Origin of the sequence: Streptomyces sp. NBC_01508, assembly GCF_045040315.1 — a bacterium.
In the GTDB taxonomy this organism is placed as follows: domain Bacteria; phylum Actinomycetota; class Actinomycetes; order Streptomycetales; family Streptomycetaceae; genus Streptomyces.
In genome coordinates, this window is sequence record NZ_CP109419.1 from 5045162 (window position 1) to 5060957 (window position 15796).

19 protein-coding genes and 2 pseudogenes are annotated in these 15796 nt (G+C 69.1%); 14 read left to right on the plus strand and 7 right to left on the minus strand.

The window, feature by feature from the left end; genetic code table 11:
• The first annotated feature begins 21 nt into the window (after positions 1-21).
• Positions 22-426: a transposase gene (locus tag OG700_RS23515; RefSeq protein WP_405616669.1), complete on the plus strand. Its 405-nt coding sequence runs from the start codon at positions 22-24 to the stop codon at positions 424-426.
• Positions 309-881, plus strand: coding sequence for a transposase (locus OG700_RS23520; RefSeq protein ID WP_405616671.1), 573 nt, complete (start codon positions 309-311; stop codon positions 879-881). The genes OG700_RS23515 and OG700_RS23520 overlap by 118 nt, the downstream gene beginning before the upstream one ends.
• A 53-nt stretch (positions 882-934) precedes the next feature.
• Here the strand turns inward: OG700_RS23520 and OG700_RS23525 are convergent, their stop codons facing one another.
• Entirely contained in the window at positions 935-1378 is a 444-nt protein-coding gene (locus OG700_RS23525) for a GNAT family N-acetyltransferase (protein WP_405616673.1), read from the minus strand.
• Positions 1379-1491: 113 nt separating this feature from the next.
• Here OG700_RS23525 and OG700_RS23530 point away from each other — a divergent pair, with 113 nt between their 5' ends.
• The 7 genes and pseudogenes from OG700_RS23530 (at position 1492) to OG700_RS23560 (ending at position 6984) form a co-directional block, all read left to right on the plus strand.
• The gene (locus tag OG700_RS23530) at positions 1492-3042 is read left to right on the plus strand and encodes an MFS transporter (RefSeq protein ID WP_405616675.1); all 1551 of its coding nucleotides are present in this window, start codon (positions 1492-1494) and stop codon (positions 3040-3042) included.
• Between the two features lie 77 nt (positions 3043-3119).
• Positions 3120-3809, plus strand: a pseudogene (locus OG700_RS23535) (aldo/keto reductase).
• An 18-nt stretch (positions 3810-3827) separates the two neighbouring features.
• The gene (locus OG700_RS23540; RefSeq protein ID WP_405616677.1) at positions 3828-3965 is read left to right on the plus strand and encodes a hypothetical protein; all 138 of its coding nucleotides are present in this window, start codon (positions 3828-3830) and stop codon (positions 3963-3965) included.
• An 87-nt stretch (positions 3966-4052) separates the two neighbouring features.
• Positions 4053-4403 (plus strand): DoxX family protein, encoded by a 351-nt coding sequence (locus OG700_RS23545; protein ID WP_405616679.1) that lies wholly within the window; start codon positions 4053-4055, stop codon positions 4401-4403.
• 148 nt (positions 4404-4551) lie between these two features.
• Positions 4552-5175, plus strand: a complete 624-nt coding sequence (locus OG700_RS23550) for a TetR/AcrR family transcriptional regulator (protein ID WP_405616681.1) — start codon at positions 4552-4554, stop codon at positions 5173-5175.
• Between the two features lie 443 nt (positions 5176-5618).
• Entirely contained in the window at positions 5619-5972 is a 354-nt protein-coding gene (locus OG700_RS23555) for a hypothetical protein (protein WP_405616683.1), read from the plus strand.
• Between the two features lie 394 nt (positions 5973-6366).
• Positions 6367-6984: an NADPH-dependent FMN reductase gene (locus OG700_RS23560; RefSeq protein WP_405616685.1), complete on the plus strand. Its 618-nt coding sequence runs from the start codon at positions 6367-6369 to the stop codon at positions 6982-6984.
• 353 nt (positions 6985-7337) lie between these two features.
• On the opposite strand, the gene OG700_RS23565 is transcribed toward OG700_RS23560, so the two are convergent.
• From OG700_RS23565 to OG700_RS23575, 3 genes are all read right to left on the minus strand, one after another.
• Positions 7338-7754: a tyrosine-type recombinase/integrase gene (locus OG700_RS23565; protein ID WP_405616687.1), complete on the minus strand. Its 417-nt coding sequence runs from the start codon at positions 7752-7754 to the stop codon at positions 7338-7340.
• A gap of 300 nt (positions 7755-8054) precedes the next feature.
• Complete coding sequence (locus OG700_RS23570; RefSeq protein ID WP_405616689.1) at positions 8055-9284, minus strand: glycosyltransferase family 2 protein; 1230 nt, start codon at positions 9282-9284, stop codon at positions 8055-8057.
• A 268-nt stretch (positions 9285-9552) separates the two neighbouring features.
• Complete coding sequence (locus tag OG700_RS23575) at positions 9553-10905, minus strand: hypothetical protein (protein ID WP_405616691.1); 1353 nt, start codon at positions 10903-10905, stop codon at positions 9553-9555.
• A gap of 123 nt (positions 10906-11028) precedes the next feature.
• On the opposite strand from OG700_RS23575, the gene OG700_RS23580 reads away from it, so the two are divergent.
• From OG700_RS23580 to OG700_RS23600, 5 genes and pseudogenes are all read left to right on the plus strand, one after another.
• Positions 11029-11436 (plus strand): ATP-binding protein, encoded by a 408-nt coding sequence (locus OG700_RS23580; protein ID WP_405616693.1) that lies wholly within the window; start codon positions 11029-11031, stop codon positions 11434-11436.
• The gene (locus OG700_RS23585; protein WP_405616695.1) at positions 11436-11597 is read left to right on the plus strand and encodes a hypothetical protein; all 162 of its coding nucleotides are present in this window, start codon (positions 11436-11438) and stop codon (positions 11595-11597) included. The genes OG700_RS23580 and OG700_RS23585 overlap by 1 nt, the downstream gene beginning before the upstream one ends.
• A complete protein-coding gene (locus OG700_RS23590) occupies positions 11594-11752 on the plus strand; it encodes a hypothetical protein (protein ID WP_405616697.1) in 159 nt (52 codons plus the stop codon). Before OG700_RS23585 ends, OG700_RS23590 begins: the two co-directional genes overlap by 4 nt.
• A 25-nt stretch (positions 11753-11777) precedes the next feature.
• Positions 11778-11984 carry a hypothetical protein gene (locus tag OG700_RS23595; protein WP_405616699.1) on the plus strand — a complete coding sequence of 69 codons (207 nt, stop codon included), beginning with the start codon at positions 11778-11780 and terminating at the stop codon, positions 11982-11984.
• 6 nt (positions 11985-11990) lie between these two features.
• Positions 11991-12461, plus strand: a pseudogene (locus OG700_RS23600) (GNAT family N-acetyltransferase); the annotation flags it as partial.
• Here OG700_RS23600 and OG700_RS23605 read toward each other — a convergent pair.
• From OG700_RS23605 to OG700_RS23615, 3 genes are all read right to left on the minus strand, one after another.
• Positions 12439-12645 (minus strand): DUF4287 domain-containing protein, encoded by a 207-nt coding sequence (locus OG700_RS23605; RefSeq protein WP_405616701.1) that lies wholly within the window; start codon positions 12643-12645, stop codon positions 12439-12441. The pseudogene OG700_RS23600 and the gene OG700_RS23605 overlap by 23 nt on opposite strands.
• 132 nt (positions 12646-12777) lie before the next feature.
• Positions 12778-13935, minus strand: a complete 1158-nt coding sequence (ispG, locus tag OG700_RS23610; protein ID WP_405616703.1) for a flavodoxin-dependent (E)-4-hydroxy-3-methylbut-2-enyl-diphosphate synthase — start codon at positions 13933-13935, stop codon at positions 12778-12780.
• Entirely contained in the window at positions 13932-15773 is a 1842-nt protein-coding gene (locus tag OG700_RS23615; RefSeq protein WP_405621902.1) for a 1-deoxy-D-xylulose-5-phosphate synthase, read from the minus strand. The genes ispG and OG700_RS23615 overlap by 4 nt, the downstream gene beginning before the upstream one ends.
• Between the last annotated feature and the right edge of the window lie 23 nt (positions 15774-15796).

The window sequence follows — 15796 nt, forward strand, 5'->3', positions numbered from 1 at the left end:
GAGATGGCACGATCTTGCTTTGTGGCACATGGAGATCTGACGGATGCGCAGTGGGCCCGCCTGGAGCCGCTGTTGCCCCAAGGCAAGAAGCCGGGGCGCCCGCCGGTCTGGACCAGGCGGCAGCTGATCGACGGCATACGGTTCCGTACCCGCACCGGCGTCCCGTGGCGGGACGTACCGGAGCGGTACGGGCCCTGGGCCAGGTCGTACGACCTGTTCCGCACCTGGCAGCGGATCTTCGCCGCACTGCAGGCCCGGGCCGACGCCAAGGAGCTCATCGCCTGGGACCTCAGCATCGACTCGACCGTGTGCCGGGCCCCAGCACGCCGCCGGAGCGCGGAAAGGGGGACCTTCAGGTCGAGCCGCCCGGCGGAATCGGCGTCGAGCCGGACGACCACGGCCTCGGCCGCTCGCGCGGCGGCCTGACCACCAAGCCGCACCTGGCCGTCGAGCAGGGACAGAAACCGATGTCCATCGTGATCACGGCCCGGGCAGCGCGGCGAGTCCCCGCAGTTCGAGCCGGTCCTGAGGAAGGTCCGCGTCGCCCGCCCAGGGCCCGGACGTCCGCGGACCCGACCCAACCGGATCCGTGCCGTGCCGACAAGGCATACGCCTCCCGCAAGAACCGTGCCTACCTGCGGCGACGCGGTATCCGCTGCGCTATCCCGGACAAGGCCGACCAGGCGGCCCACCGCAAGAAGCGCGGCTCTCGTGGCGGCCGGCCCCCCAGGTGCGACGCCCAGGACTACAAAGCCCGGCACACGGTCGAATGCGGTATTAATCGCCTCAAAAGGCACCGTGCCGTGGCCACGAGATACGACAAACTCGCGGTCCGCTACGAAGCGACCGTCCTGGTCGCGGCCATCAACGAGTGGTTGTGACGTGCGTGTCCGACGACAGGCTGAACACCCTCACTCGGCGGTCACAGCTGGTATCAACGGTCTCGCACAGCAGGTGCATCCCGAGTTTGGCCATGATCCGCTCGGATGCGCCGCTCCAGCCTTCGGTCTTCGAACCCGAACCGCACAGCGGCCGCGGCGGCCTCGGTCGCCAGGCCCTGCCCCCAGTGGGATCGACCGAGTCGCCAGCCGACCTCAACCGCGGGCAGCAGTTCCGGCATGAAGTCGGGGACTGACAGGCCGGTGAACCCGGCCATCTGCCCGGTGGAGCGGATCTCCACGGCGAACAGGCCGAAGCCGTGCGCGTCCCACTCCCGCTCCATCGCCTCGATCCCGTCGCGGGTCTGGCGCTCGTCACGGACGCTGCCATCGCCGATCCACCTCATGACCTCGGGGTCTGCATTGACAGCGGCCATAAGCGCGACGTCCTCCTCACGCCAGCGACGCAGGATCAGACGAGGAGTCTCAAGTGTGACCATCCGAGCATCGCATGACGTCCCCGCTGCGAGGTCCGGTTGTGAGCCTCTGCGTCAGCTCCCTGTTCTTACAACGAGTACTTTACTTACTCTCATACAGGTTGTACTTTACCTGCATGGTCCAATCAAAGCTCGACGGCACCGAGCTGTCCTCAGTGGCGCCCCCTCCTCCCATCGGGAGGGTCAAGGCCGGGCTGACCCTCGGGTCCGTCCTCCTCGGCTATCTGATCGTCCCGATGGCCATGTCCGGCACCAGCGTCGCGCTGCCCCGCATCGCCGCCGACCTCGGCGGCAGCGGTGGTGCCCTGCAATGGGTGGTCACGGGTTACTTCCTCGCGGCCTCGTGCCTGATGCTCGTCGCGGGATCACTCGGTGACCTGTTCGGCCGGCGCCGGATCTTCCGGGTCGGGGCCGCGCTCTACGCGCTCGGCACCTTCGGCGCCGCTCTGGCCCCGCACGTGCTGGTCCTCGACGCGGCCCGCACCCTGTCAGGGGTGGGGGCCGCGGGGGTGATGGCGGGCGGGGGCGCCATCCTGGCGAGCACCTTCCAGGGCGCCGCCCGGAACAGGGCCTTCGCGATGGTCGGAACCACCGTGGGGGTCGGCCTCGCCTTCGGACCGACCTTCGCGGGCTGGCTGGTCAGCACCGTCGGCTGGCGTGAGATGTTCGCCGCGTTCGCTGCCGCGGGCGTACTGCTCGTGGCGGGCACGCTGTTCATGTCCGAGTCCGCGGCCGAGCAGCGCTACCGGTTCGACCTGGCCGGCAGCCTGACCTTCATGCTCGGCATCATCGGCCTGATGTACGGCACCAACCTGGTGGCCTCGTCCGGCTGGGCCAGCCCGAAGGTGCTGGGCTGCGTCGGCGCCGGTCTGCTGCTGTTCGTGCTGTTCGTCGTCGTCGAGCGGCGCGTCCATACGCCGGTCCTCGACCTGGACCTGCTCCGTGGCGGTCCGTTCGCGGGCTGGCTGCTGGCCGCGCTCACCACGGCCGTTGGCACGGTCGGCGTCCTGGTCTACCTGCCGACGTACCTGCAGGGTGCGGGCGGCTACTCCGCCGGAGACGCCGGCACCATGATGCTGGCGATGACCCTGCCGGTCCTGTTGGTGCCACCCCTGGCCGGAAGGCTGGTCAACCAGGGCGCGCCGCCCCGGCTGCTGATCATCCTGGCGATCGGGCTGATCGCCGGCGGCAACGCCTGGCTCACCGTTCTCGCCCCCGGTTCGGGCGTCGCCAACCTGGTCGGACCGCTGGTGCTGATCGGCGTCGGCAACGGTCTGGCCGCCGCCCTCATCGACGCGCAGGCGATGGAGCACGTCGCCCCCGACCGGGTCGGCATGGCGTCGGGGCTGTTGAACACCATGCGTGGCGGCGCCAACGCCCTGGTTCTCGCGATCTTCGGTGCCCTCCTGATCACCCTGATGGAGTCGTCCGTGGGCGGACGCGAGGTGGCCGGCCGGATCGCCGCGGGCGACCTGGGCGAGGGCCGCACCGAGTTCCTGACCACGAAGTACACCGAAGCCTGGCATGTCGTGCTGTGGGCGGTCGCCGCCCTGTGCGCGGTGTCGGCCCTGGTGGTCCACCGTCTGATCGGCCTCCGACCCGCGCACCGCGATGACCCGGCGCCCGCCCCGCAGCTGGCCGGCACCGCCGCGAACGAGAAGGAGTGACAGCTGTGCTCACGAAACTGCCGACGACATCCATGGGCGGCACCGGCCTCGTGGTTCCCCTTCAGGGCCTGGGCTGCATGCGGATGACCGAATCGGCCGCCGCGGCCGGCCGGGCCGAGGCGAGCACCATCGTCAACCACGCGCTGGACCTCGGTGCCACCATGATCGACACCTCCGACATGTACGGCCGCGGCAGCAACGAGGAGATGGTCGGCCAGGCTCTGGGCAGTCGACGCGGCGAAGCGGTGCTGTGCACCCGGTTCGGCGTGGTCTTCACCCCCGACGGAGGGTGGCGGATGCGGGGCGACGCCGCTTTCGTCCGCTCCTCCTGCGAGGCCAGTCTGCGCCGTCTCGGCGCCGACGTCATCGACCTCTACTACCTGGCCCGGCCGCACGTGGACGTTCCCCTGGAGTAAACCGTCGGTGCGATGGCCGAGCTGGTCACCCAGGGCAAGGTGCGCCACCTGGGGTTCTCGGAGGTCAGCGGCGACCAGCTGCGCCGCGCCCACGCCGTGGCTCCCATCTCCGCGGTGCAGTCCGAATGGTCGCTGGGCGCCCGGCGCATCGAGTCGATGGTGTCCGTCTGCGCCGAACTCGGCCTCGGAGTGGTGCCGTTCTCGCCCAACGGCCGCAGGCTGCTCAGCGGCCGGCCGGACACGACGGCGCAGTTCGCCCACACCTTTCCCGGCCGTGAGGACCTCCCCGCCGCCCTGCGGGAGATCGCTGCGGAACACGGCGTCAGGCCCGGCCAGATCGCCCCGGCCTGAGTGCACCACCGCGCGCAGGTGTGGGGCACTCCGGTCGTCCCGATCCCCGGCACCCGCCGGGTGCCGCATCTGGAGGAGAACGTGGCCGCCGCCTCGATCCTGCTCGGCGCCGACGAGCTGAACCGGCTCGACGCGGCGTCACTGCCCCCTGCCTGATCTGCGACATCTCCACCGCGAGATCCCCTCGACCCGTACCCGTACCCGTACCCGTACCCGCCCGCTCATCCGCTTCCTGGAGGAACCGTGTTCATCGCCTACGTCGTCGTCGCCGTCCTGCTGTCGATCCTGCTGCTCTTCTCCGGCCGCAGCATGCTGGTCAAGGACAAGGACATCATGGAGACACTCGACCGGCTGGCCGTGCCGAAGAGCTGGATCCCCGTGCTGGCCCTGCTGAAGTTCACGGGCGCCGTGGGCCTGCTGATCGGCATCTTCTACCGGCCGCTGGGCATCGCCGCCGCGATCGGTGTGGTGCTCTTCTTCATCGGCGCGGTCATCTCCCACCTGCGGGTCAAGGACGTCAAGGGCGCTCCGGTGCCGGTTGTCCTCGTCCTGCTGGCGACGGCCCCGGTGGTCCTCGGACTCGGCACGGTGTGACGGTGCGCGGAGTGCCGCGCTCCTCAGGCCCGCACGGGGACGCCGTGCGGGCCTGAGCGGGCTCCGCCATTGCATACGATGCGGGTGGTGTCCCGTTGTCACGGCCGCCGGGGACACGTGGACACAAGGGCTTGGGAAAGGATGCTTCGTGGCAGGCAGGATGGTGGAGAAGCGGGAGTCGATCATTCGCGGGGCCCGCACGGTCTTCGGTCGTGACGGGTACACGCGTACCAGCGTCGACGCGATCGCCAAAGAGGCGGGGGTCTCCACCCGGACGATCTACAACCACTTCGAGAGCGGCAAGGCCGAGCTGTTCCGCATCATCGTCGTGGAGGGCGCGATCCAGATCCACGATGCGCAGCTCGACGTGATCGACCGCTGGCTGCGCAAGGTCACCGACCTGGAGGACGACCTCGTCGACTTCGGACGGGCCTGGGTCGCGCCGCTCGGCACCTTCCCCGATCACTTCGCGCTGGTGAGGCAGTTGCGGGCGGAGGTGGGGCACCTGCCACCCGAGCTCCTGAAGGCATGGGAGGAGGCCGGGCCGCTGCGGGTCGAGCGCGCCCTCGGGGAGCGCTTCCGAGGCCTGGCGGACCACGGCATGCTGCAGACCGACGACCCGCGCCAGACTGCGGTGCACTTCCTCCAGCTGATCTCGGGAGAGATCATCGACCGCTCCTACTACGGAGCGCTGCCGTTGCCTCCCGAAGAGGTGAGCAGCCTCATCCGCTCCGGCGTCCGGGCCTTCCTGCGCGGCTACCTGCCGCGCTGACCGGATCGTCGAGGCCGGGCGTGCCCGACGCCGCATGACGTTCACCTGACGTAACCGCGTCAACATGTGCATCGCCCTCTTTTGAGTTGCATCCCGGCAGCGACAAGGCTTACGAACACCGCGAAGGTCGACCACCTCCTCGCGTGCGCACCGGTGTTGGGCACAGAGAGAGGCAGCCATGTCGGCATCCGCACGTACCATCCGGTTCGGATTCGGCCCCTGGAGCACCGGAGCCGGTGACTCCGCCGACGTGTTCCGGTACGCCGTTCAGGCCGACCGTGCCGGACTCGACCTCTTCACCCTCTCCGAGCACCCCAACGTGGGCGGCAGGTTCGACGCGCACGCCGTCCTCGGCAGCACCTCCCACCTCACCGGTGCCGTCAACGTCACCAACCTGCCGAGCCGCCCCACCCCCATGCCGGCCCGCTCGATCGGCGCTCGACGTGACGGTCCAGGCCCAGATCCTCCGACTGCTCGCCGAGCGAAAGGCGGCCGGCACGGCCTTGCTGCTCATCAGCCACGATTTGTCCGTGGTGGCGCAACTGGCCGACCGTGTGATGGTGATGAAGGACGGCCTCGTCGTCGGGGAGGGTCCCGCCCGCCAGCTCCTCGCGACCCCGCGGCACCCGTACACCCGGCAACTGCGCGATGCCGTGCCCACGGGGCTGCGGCGTGCCCGGGACCACGCCGCGCGTCCGGTGACGGCCGCGCCCACCGTCCCAGCGGCCGGCGATGGAACGCAGCTGATCGAAGCGCGGGGACTGTACGCCTCGTACGACGGACGGGTGACGCGGTGAGCGAACCGGACGTCCAGCTCTGGCCGACACTCGCCCGGTTCGACCTCGTCTACAACCCGGTCGGCGCATCTGCCGCGGTGGCCTCCGGGCCTTCCCGCACCTGTGGGCGTACGCACGCGACCTGTACCGCCTGCCCGCCTTCCGGGACACCACCGACTTCGGCGCCTACCGCATGAGCCCGCCTCCCGAGCGGGCCGGCGGCGTCCGGCACATCGACGTCGACCCGGCGGACCTCGACCGGCGGTGACGCTGCGGTGTGAGGCCGAACTCTCTTGTTCTTTCGCCGCCGTTGTCCATCCTAGGCATGAGCAACGATGGTTGCAATGCTTGCCATGACTGTTGTACCTTCAGAGCACATGACATCGCGTCAGTCAATGCGAAGAAGGCAGGACCCATGACCCGGATCGCCGTCATCGTCGGAAGCACTCGTCCCACGCGCCGCACCGCCGTCGCCGCGCAGTGGGTTCTCGAAGCCGCAGGACGCCACCCGGCCGTCAAGAACGAGGACGTCAGCGTCGAACTGGTGGACCTGGTCGACTTCAACCTTCCTCACCTGGACGAGCCCGCGCCGGCGGCCTTCGGTGTGTATACCCACGAGCACACCAAGCGCTGGGCGGATGCCATCGCCGGGTTCGACGGCTTCGTCTTCGTCACCCCCGAGTACAACGCCTCCGTTCCCGGTTCACTGAAGAATGCCATCGACTTCCTGCACGGCGAGTGGGCGCACAAGCCGGCCGGCTTCGTCGGCCACGGCGTCCACGGCGGCACCCGCGCCGTCGAGCACCTGCGAGGTGTCCTGGCCGAGCTGAAGGTCGCCACGGTCAGAAGCCAGGTCGCCCTCTCCGCCTTCACCGACTTCGCCATCACCGACCCCGCCCTCCCCGGCGACATCAACCCCGGCGAGCACCAGGAGGCCACCCTCCACGAGCTGCTCGACGACCTCGTCCTCTGGGCCGAGTCCTTCAAGCAGGTCCGAGCGACGGTCGCGCAGAGGGCCGCGACCGAGGTCTGACACCGGCCGCTCCGGTTCGCCCCTGACGGCGAACCCATGCCCCTACGGGGCCCGGCCTCCGGGGCCTCTCCTCGGGCAGGATAGGAGGCCCGCCGAATCGGCCAGCTCAAGAGACCTCGCCTGTGACGATTTGGCCGTTCGTGATGGTGTGGCCACTCGACCGTTGGCCCGGCAACTCCTGCCGCTGGAGCCCGGATTCGGCTCGGAGTGGACGTGCTGGCGCCGCACCGACCGGTGGCAGACGGGGAGCCCGGGGGAATTTCACCCCCGGGCTCCCACAGATCCGTACGTGACGGTCTCCCGCCATACGGCTCTTGTCGTCCTGGTCACCAGACCCGGGCGGGCTTGGACATTCAGACCCAGTGCGCAAAGAACCGGGGATGTCGATCAGCCCCGGACCACCGCGTCCGGAAAGTCGCTCTCGTCGCCGATGGGGCCTCTTTAGCGGACGGCGGCTCCGGCGAGGGGCGGTTCGTTGCTGTCGTCGGGCTTGCGGGGGTCTCGGCGGGATCGCGGAGGGCATGGCCAGGGAGGTCGATGGCGTCGCGTTGGAGGATGATTCGGACGTGGGCATAGACGGTGGCGGTGACGCCGATGTGAGCGTGGCCGAGGAGTTTCTCGATGACGACGAGTTCCCCTCCCTGCTCCAGAGGGAGGGTCGCCGCCGAGTGGCGGAGGTCGTGGAGCCGATACGCCTGCGGTTCCCGGTGCCCGTCGATACGGAGTGTGACTGCTCTTCGGGGATCAGTCCGGGACGCCTGGCACGGCACCTCGCTTCGTTGTCAGCGCTTTCGAAGGCATCCGAGTACGTCCGGTACGAGCACGATCCTCCGCCTTGCGATCCACGGCACCAGACCCCGCTCCCTCATCCGGCCTGATCCAAACGAAAGACCCTAGGGCGTGTTGCGAAAGTAGCGCCGTCCGCCCGAAGGGCGGGGCCGACGGCGTCTGGTGCGTGCGATCGCAAGGCGGAGGATCATTCTCGTACTGGACGTACTTGGATGATTCCGACAACGCGGCGAGTGTGCGTGCCAGGCGTCGTCGGCCAGGCGGGACTTTCGCAACACGCCCTAGCCCCGCTGCGGCGTGACCCAGGCACGCAACCCACGTACCCTCCGCGCCAACCGGCTGGTCAGCGACCGGCGTTGACGGGGAAGCCGGGGCGGTTCGATGGCCCTGCCGCCCGGCTTGCCCACCCAGTCGCGGATGGTCACCTCGTACGCCGAGTCGGGAACGCCGGCCCGGCGGTCGCCGAAGTACGGGTAGGCGAGGTGCGGGATGCGTCCCCGGCCGCGCAGGACCACCTCCGGCTCCGTACCGGCCCTGATGTAGTCCAGGACGTCCGCGAGCAGATCGAGCCGGCCGAGCGCGACGCACTCCAGCCGCAGCCGCTCGGCGACCTTGATCCGCCGCGCGACCCCCGGCGACCAGTACCTCTCCATCAGTGGCGCCGCCAGCTCCAGCTTGCTCCGGCGGACCTCCGGGGACTCCTTCACGATCCGCGGACCGAACTGCTGGGTGAGCCCGACCGTGAAGGGCCTGACCAGCAGCCGGTCACGTTTCGGCCCGGCCGGGACCAGCTCGTGGATGAGGGCCATCATGGCGCCGAGGGCGGCGAAGCGGTGGGTGTGGTCGCCGGCCTTGGTCGCGTGCTTGCCGTCGTCGCGGCCGACCAGGTAGTAGCAGGTCCGGTCGGCGAACACGGAGACTCCGTTGCCCCTGATGTACGCCTCCATGGTGAAGAGCGCGTCCTCACCGCTCCGCAGCCCTTCGTCGAACCGCAGCCCCAACCGCTCAAGCAGTTCGCGCCGGAACAGCTTCTGCGCGCTCAGGGTGTACATGATCTGCGAGTTGTGGACATTCACCCGGTCGGTGGTCCGCTTCCACATCGACTTGGGGGCGCGCCGGTTGACCCCCTCCACCTTCCCGAGCACGACATCGGTGCCGGCCCGCTCGGCCATGGCCACCATGTTCGCGAGCGCGTCGTCGGCGAAGTAGTCGTCCGCGTCGAGGAAGAACACGTACCGCCCCGTGGCCATGCCCAGCCCCACATTGCGCGGCCCACTGGGCCCACCCGAGTTGGCCTGCCGCACCACCGTGGTCGGGACGACGCTTCTGGTGGCGAACTCCTCCAGATACTCCCCGGTGCCATCGGTCGACCCGTCGTCGACGGCTATCAGCTCGATGCGGTGGGCGCCCAGCGTCTGAGCCTCCACCGATTCCAGGCAACGGATCAGGTAGGGCATTGCTTCGTAAGCCCCGACGATCACACTCACATCAGGAACAGGCATATTGTTCATCGGAATTCAAGACAAGGGACAGGGGTCATGGGTTGTCCTGGCACCTTGATCACCACGCTGTGAGGGTTCTCACAGCACCTCGTCAGCCCACGAGGGCAACCTCGCGGCTCGGTAACGCTCAGTAGTCGGACGGCCGGCGACGGGAGCACCATGTGGGGCCGGGAGCTGCCGACGGGCCTGATCGAGGGACGCGCTGAGGTCCAGCGCGAGTCTTGCAACGTCGCCTGGCCGGGTTTGAGGGGTTCTCGTTGCCAAGCCCTTCAGCCCTTCAGCCCTTCAGCGCTGCGACCCGCTCAGCTCGCGCGCTGAGGTCCCGGACCGCGCGCACCTTCTTGTACGGAGCGATGCGCTTGCGCATAGTCACGAAGTGCTCATCGCCTCGCGCGGTCGACAGCCCCGTGTATCCGTCCAGAAACGCGCCCCACGTGGCGCACGCTTCCTCGATGTGCCCCAGCTCGAACTGGCGTTGAGCCATTACCGCGTTGAAGTGCACCCGCCCCTGTCGCTCCTGTTTCGGCTGCGCCCGAAGCGCCGTCTTCAAGGCCGCGATCGAGCCGGGTAGGTCGCGGGTCTCGTAGAGCACGTGGGCGACATGGAACTGGTAGGCGGCCTGGTCGTACCCGCCGATGGACTCCCGGTGCGAGTCGGCCTTCCAAAGCGCCACCTCGGCTTCGCGCAACCGCGTGAACGCCTGACGCTCGGCGCCCACCATGGCGGCCGCGTGTGCCTGCTGGCCCCGAAGGAAGGCGACCAGTCGGGGGCCGGCCTGTGGCGCCGCCTCTGCGGCCGAGTCTGCGAGTTCCAGGGCCTTGCGCCCGTAACGCAGGTTGGACGCCTGAAGGCTCATGCCGCGCAGAGTGCGGCAGTACGTCACGTGGTCTTGCGCCTCGCGTGCGATGTTCAACGCCTTCACGTAGTACCGCTGTCCGAGTCCGTGCTCGCGCTCGAACATGGCCATCCAGCCCGTGAGGTATGTCAGGTCCGAGGCTGCGGAGAGCATGTCTCTCCTGACCTGCTCCGAGGCGGAAGCCCGCAAGTACGGGGCGACGGTGTTGACGAGAAATGCCGCCGCCATCGGCCTGGCGTGGCCGCCCCCCAGCTCGTCGAGGATGTCCGCGATGCGATCGGTCATCGTCCGCACGGTCGCCACCTCGCCCGCGCCGATGTGGGTCGTGGGCTTGGTGGCGCGTTCGCGCTCCTCCGCGTGCGCCTTGCCGGCAAACAGAGGCACGGCGAGGGCGGCCGAGTACAGGCCGACGGTGAGCACACCACGGCGCGACGGGTCCATGTCTGCCCTTCCGAGATCCAACAGGGACTCGACAGTGTCCCCACTGGCCGCCCCCCTCCTGCCCTTCGGAGGCCGAAGCCCCGCTTCCGAGTACGTCACCGGGCGGCCGAGCCTGCGTTCGAACACCTCGATGATTACCGGCCTGACCTGCTCCCTCGGCTGAGTGCCGGCTACCCAGTGCGAGACGGCGGACTGGTCGTACTTGAGGGAGATGCCGACTTGGCCGCCGATGCGATTCACGGCGTTGGCGAGCTGGGTCCGGGACCATCGCGCCTGCTCAAGCAAGTTTTCGAGCCCGGCGTTTCGGGCGGCGTGCTGGGATGCCTCGGCCATGCCAACTCCCCGGCTAATTCATGGCTTTCATGGTTGCACCTGCCTCTCACGGTACCGGGTCGGGCACGTTGCGGAGTTAGCTCTGCACACACCGCGACCAAAAGCGGCCACGAGAGGGGATGTGTGGTGATCACCGTGACAAGAAGGACTGCACACGCCGCTCTGCGGTTCGATGCCGATCCGAGGCATGTGGAGAGCGCGCGTCGGATGACGGCGGCCGTGCTGGGGGAGGTAGGTGTCAGGGACCGCGACGCGATCGGCACGGTGCAGTTGCTGGTCAGCGAGATCGTGACCAACGCGATTGTCCATGGCACCGCCGACTCTGTGTCGTTCCGGGTTTCTTGCGACGCGTCAGGTGAGGTGCTGATCGAAGTGGACGATCACTCGCCCGGTAGCCCGGAGGTGCGGGAGGCGGGGCCGGAGGACGAGGGCGGGCGGGGTATGCGGCTCGTGACGTACCTCGCCCGCGCGTGGGGGCGGAAGGGGACCTGCACGTGGTGCACGGTTCCGGTCGGGCCGGTGGCGGGCTGATGGCCCGACATGACGGGCGGCCGGTGTCCGTCCTTGTCCCTGACGGTTCTTTGGGGGACGCCGTCGCGGGGCACGTCGCGGCGACGGACACCGAACTGCTGCGGCTTCTGCTGGAGTCCCTGCGACGTTGGCAGCCGGCGGAGCCGGGCGACCCGCCTTGAGCGAGGACGGTCAGCCGCGCACCGTGCGGAGTACCCTCGCCGCGCTCAGGGCCATCCGCCGGGAACACCCCGTACTGGCCCACGTCCTCTACACCTACCTCAGCGTCACCGGCCTCGTTCTCGCGCTGACCGCCGCCATCGTGGTTCGGGGCTGAGCGCCACCTACTTCTCGGAGATTGCATGAGCACCGCGACCGATGATGCGAACACCGGCTACACAACATCCGTCCACGAGACCGCTGACGCCCTACGTGCCGCGTCGCGTGAGCGGGGTCTCGACGTACCCGGCCTTTCGGTGGTGCAGGGCAAGGTCGACCTGGGCGACGTCACCCTCACCACCGCCGACCGGCTCGCACGCCTCCTCGGCGCCCTCCGGCCCGGAGCGTGAGCACGACCCCGCCCGGAGGGCCGCAGGCGCGTCGTGTGTGAGCAGGGTCAACTCGTGCGCTGGTGCGGCGAGTTCGTCGACACGGTCGGAGAGGTGCCGGCCGTGACCGCCGACTCCTGGGCCGGTTCGCGGTTCGCCGACAGACACTTCACGTTCTGGGAGGCACCGGACGGCACCCCCGTCTCCATGGCGGGTGTGACCTCGATGGTCGCGGGCATGGTCCGGGTGGAGCCCGTCTACACCCTGGCCCGTCTCAGGGGTCGTGGTTACGCGGGCGCCGTGACGGTCGAGGTGAGCCGTGCCGCGCTCGCCGCGGGTGCGACGGATGTCGTGCTCTTCGCGGATCCGGCCAATCCCACCAGCACCGCCCTCTACCAGCGCATCGGATACGTCCCGGTCGCCGACTGGTCCGTGTACGACTTCTCCCGTGACGCACACGGAGCCGGTGCGCGGGCTACTTCGCCTTGTCCTCGTTGAGGGTGTGCACGACCAGCGCGTTCGCGTGGCCGTGGCCCAGGCCGTGGTCGGTTTTGAGCCAGGAGACGAGTTCCCCGTGCTTGGTCAGGGGGGAGGAACGGATCATCTCCTTCCACTCCGCGATCGGGCGGCCGTACTTCTTCTCGATCGAAGGGAAGTAGCTGGCGGGGCCATTCTCGGTCATGGTGGTGGTGTCCTTATCCCTTGGCGCGGAACGATCTCGGGGGGTGTCGATGTGCTTTTCCCGTATGACCGGCGGCAATAGGAAAAGTAATCGGCCGGCCGAAAGTGGCCCGTTCCGCGCCCCGGCCGCTCCTCACGCCCCCGCGACAACCAGCGGCTCGCCGGACGGGACCCCGTCGCGTTCCATCTGTTCGGCGATCTTCATCGCCTCTTCGATGAGGGTCTCGACGATCTTGGACTCGGGAACGGTCTTGATGACCTCGCCCTTCACGAAGATCTGACCCTTGCCGTTGCCCGACGCCACACCCAGATCCGCCTCACGCGCCTCACCCGGACCGTTGACGACACACCCCATCACCGCCACCCGCAACGGCACCTCCATCCCCTCCAGCCCCGCGGTCACCTCATCCGCCAGCTTGTACACATCCACCTGCGCCCGCCCACACGACGGACACGACACAATCTCCAGCCGCCGCTGCCTGAGATTCAGCGACTCCAGAATCTGAATCCCGACCTTGACCTCCTCCGCCGGCGGCGCCGACAGCGACACCCGGATCGTGTCCCCGATCCCCTCACTCAGCAGCGCACCGAACGCCACCGCCGACTTGATCGTCCCCTGGAACGCCGGACCCGCCTCCGTCACCCCCAGATGCAGCGGATAATCACTCCGCGCGGCCAACTGCCGGTAGGCATTGACCATCACCACCGGATCGTTGTGCTTCACCGAGATCTTGATGTCCCCAAACCCGTGCTCCTCGAACAGCGACGCCTCCCACAACGCCGACTCCACCAGCGCCTCCGGAGTCGCCCTGCCGTACCTGCGCAACAACCGCGCGTCCAGAGACCCCGCGTTCACACCGATACGAATCGGCGTCCCCGCCGCCGACGCCGCCTTCGCGATCTCCCTCACCTTGTCGTCGAACTGCTTGATGTTCCCCGGATTCACCCGCACCGCCGCACACCCCGCGTCGATCGCCGCGAACACATACTTCGGCTGGAAATGAATATCCGCGATCACCGGGATCTGCGACTTCCGCGCGATCGTCGCCAGCGCGTCCGCGTCATCCTGCGTCGGACACGCCACCCGCACAATCTGACACCCCGACGCCGTCAGCTCCGCGATCTGCTGCAACGTCGCCCCGATGTCCGACGTCCGCGTCGTCGTCATCGACTGCACCGACACCGGCGCATCCCCACCAACCGCCACCGAACCGACCTGAATCCGTCGACTCACCCTCCGATCGGCCAGCTTCGTCGGAACATCCGGCATTCCCAGTGCGATGGCGGTCATGAGGTGACTGTCCTTTCCGATGCCGATGACGATGCCGAGTTCATCCGGGAGAGCACCGCGCCGGTGACGGCGTCGGCTGTCAGGCCGCAGTGGGCGAGTACCTGGGCCCGCGAGCCGTGGTCGAGGAAGGCGCGGGGCAGCCCGAAGTTCCGTACGGGGGTGTCGATCCCGGCGTCCCCCAGGGCCTGTGCGAACGCCGCGCCCACGCCGCCGACGCGTCCGCTGTCCTCGATGGTGATCACGTGCTTGAAGTACGCGGCGGCCTCCACCAGCGTCGGATTGACCGGCGTGACCCAGCGCGGGTCGACCACCGTCGCGCCGATGCCCGCGTCCGCGAGCCGACCGGCGACGTCCAGCGCGAGCCGGGCCATCGGGCCCACCGAGACGATCAGCACGTCGCGGCCGGGCGCGTTGTGGAGGACGTCGAAGCCGTCGGTCGTGTCGATGCTGGGGATGTCCGGGCCGGTCTTCCCCTTGGGGAAGCGCAGCACCGTCGGCCCCTGGTCCCAGGCGACCGCCTCGCGCAGCAGTTCGCGCAGCCGCGTGCCGTCGCGCGGCGCGGCGATACGGATGTCCGGTACGGCCTGGAAGAGCGTCAGGTCCCACATGCCGTTGTGGCTGGCGCCGTCGTCGCCGGTGACGCCCGCGCGGTCCATGACCAGCGTGACCGGCGCGGAGTGCAGGGCGATGTCGGTGACCATCTGGTCGATCATGCGGTTGCCGAATGTCGCGTAGATGGCCAGCACCGGGTGCAGACCGCCGAGCGCCAGGCCGGCGGCAGCGGCTGCCGCGTGCTGCTCGGCGATGCCGACGTCGATGGTGCGCGCCGGGAACTCCCGCTGGAACTCCAGCAGTCCGACCGGTTCCGCCATCGCCGCCGTGATCGCGACGACATCGGGGCGCGCGGCCCCGATCCGTACCATCTCGTCGGAGAACACGGCCGTCCACGCGGGGGACGAAGCAGGCGAGGAGAGCGGCGAGGAAGAGGGCGCGGGAGTGGGCGCGGGAGTGGGGGACGGGGTTGCGCGTACGACGTGGCAACGGTCCAGGTCGTTGGTCTCCGCCGGCTGCCAGCCGCGTCCCTTCTCCGTCACCACATGGACGACGACCGGGCCGCCCAGCGCCCTCGCCCGCCCCAGCGCGTCCTCGACCGCCGCGATGTCGTGCCCGTCGACCGGCCCGAGATAGCCGAAGCCGAACTCCTCGAAGACGTTCGCCGGAGCGGGGCCGCCGTCGCCGTCGCCCACGGCCGCCCGCAGGGTGGTCAGGTGCGCCGCCAGCCCGCCGACTGTCGGCGCGTACGAGCGCTCGTTGTCGTTCAGGACCACGATCACCGGCCGCCCCGGCGCACCGCCCAGGTTGTTCAGCGCCTCCCACGCCAGGCCGCCGGTCAGCGCCCCGTCGCCGATGACGGCGACCACCGCGCGGTCCGTGTCGCCGCTCAACTCCCGGGCGCGCGCCAGCCCGTCCGCGTAACTGAGCGCCGTCGACGCGTGCGAGTTCTCGATCACGTCGTGCTCGGACTCGGCGCGCGAGGCGTAGCCGGACAGCCCGTCGCGCGTCCGCAGGCCCTCGAACCCGGCCCGCCGGCCGGTCAACAGCTTCTGTACGTACGTCTGGTGGCCGATGTCCCAGAGCAGGGTGTCCCTCGGCGAGTCGAAGACCCGGTGCAGCGCGATGGTCAACTCCACCACGCCCAGGTTGGGTCCGAGGTGGCCGCCGGAGCGGCACACCGCGTCGATCATCAACTCGCGTATCTCCGATGACAGTTGGTCGAGCTGTGCGGGCGAAAGACCGCGGAGGTCGCGGGGAGCCGCGATCTCGTCGAGTAGTGCCATGCCTGAACCCTCCATCATGCGCG

Coding starts and splice junctions, on each gene's coding strand:
- OG700_RS23585 (WP_405616695.1), top strand. CDS start 11,436: ATGGCCCGACATGACGGGCGGCCGGTGTCCGTCCTTGTCCCTGACGGT.
- OG700_RS23575 (WP_405616691.1), bottom strand. CDS start 10,905: ATGGCCGAGGCATCCCAGCACGCCGCCCGAAACGCCGGGCTCGAAAAC.
- OG700_RS23605 (WP_405616701.1), bottom strand. CDS start 12,645: ATGACCGAGAATGGCCCCGCCAGCTACTTCCCTTCGATCGAGAAGAAG.
- OG700_RS23525 (WP_405616673.1), bottom strand. CDS start 1,378: ATGGTCACACTTGAGACTCCTCGTCTGATCCTGCGTCGCTGGCGTGAG.
- ispG (WP_405616703.1), bottom strand. CDS start 13,935: ATGACCGCCATCGCACTGGGAATGCCGGATGTTCCGACGAAGCTGGCC.
- OG700_RS23595 (WP_405616699.1), top strand. CDS start 11,778: ATGAGCACCGCGACCGATGATGCGAACACCGGCTACACAACATCCGTC.
- OG700_RS23560 (WP_405616685.1), top strand. CDS start 6,367: ATGACCCGGATCGCCGTCATCGTCGGAAGCACTCGTCCCACGCGCCGC.
- OG700_RS23530 (WP_405616675.1), top strand. CDS start 1,492: ATGGTCCAATCAAAGCTCGACGGCACCGAGCTGTCCTCAGTGGCGCCC.
- OG700_RS23570 (WP_405616689.1), bottom strand. CDS start 9,284: ATGAACAATATGCCTGTTCCTGATGTGAGTGTGATCGTCGGGGCTTAC.
- OG700_RS23615 (WP_405621902.1), bottom strand. CDS start 15,773: ATGGCACTACTCGACGAGATCGCGGCTCCCCGCGACCTCCGCGGTCTT.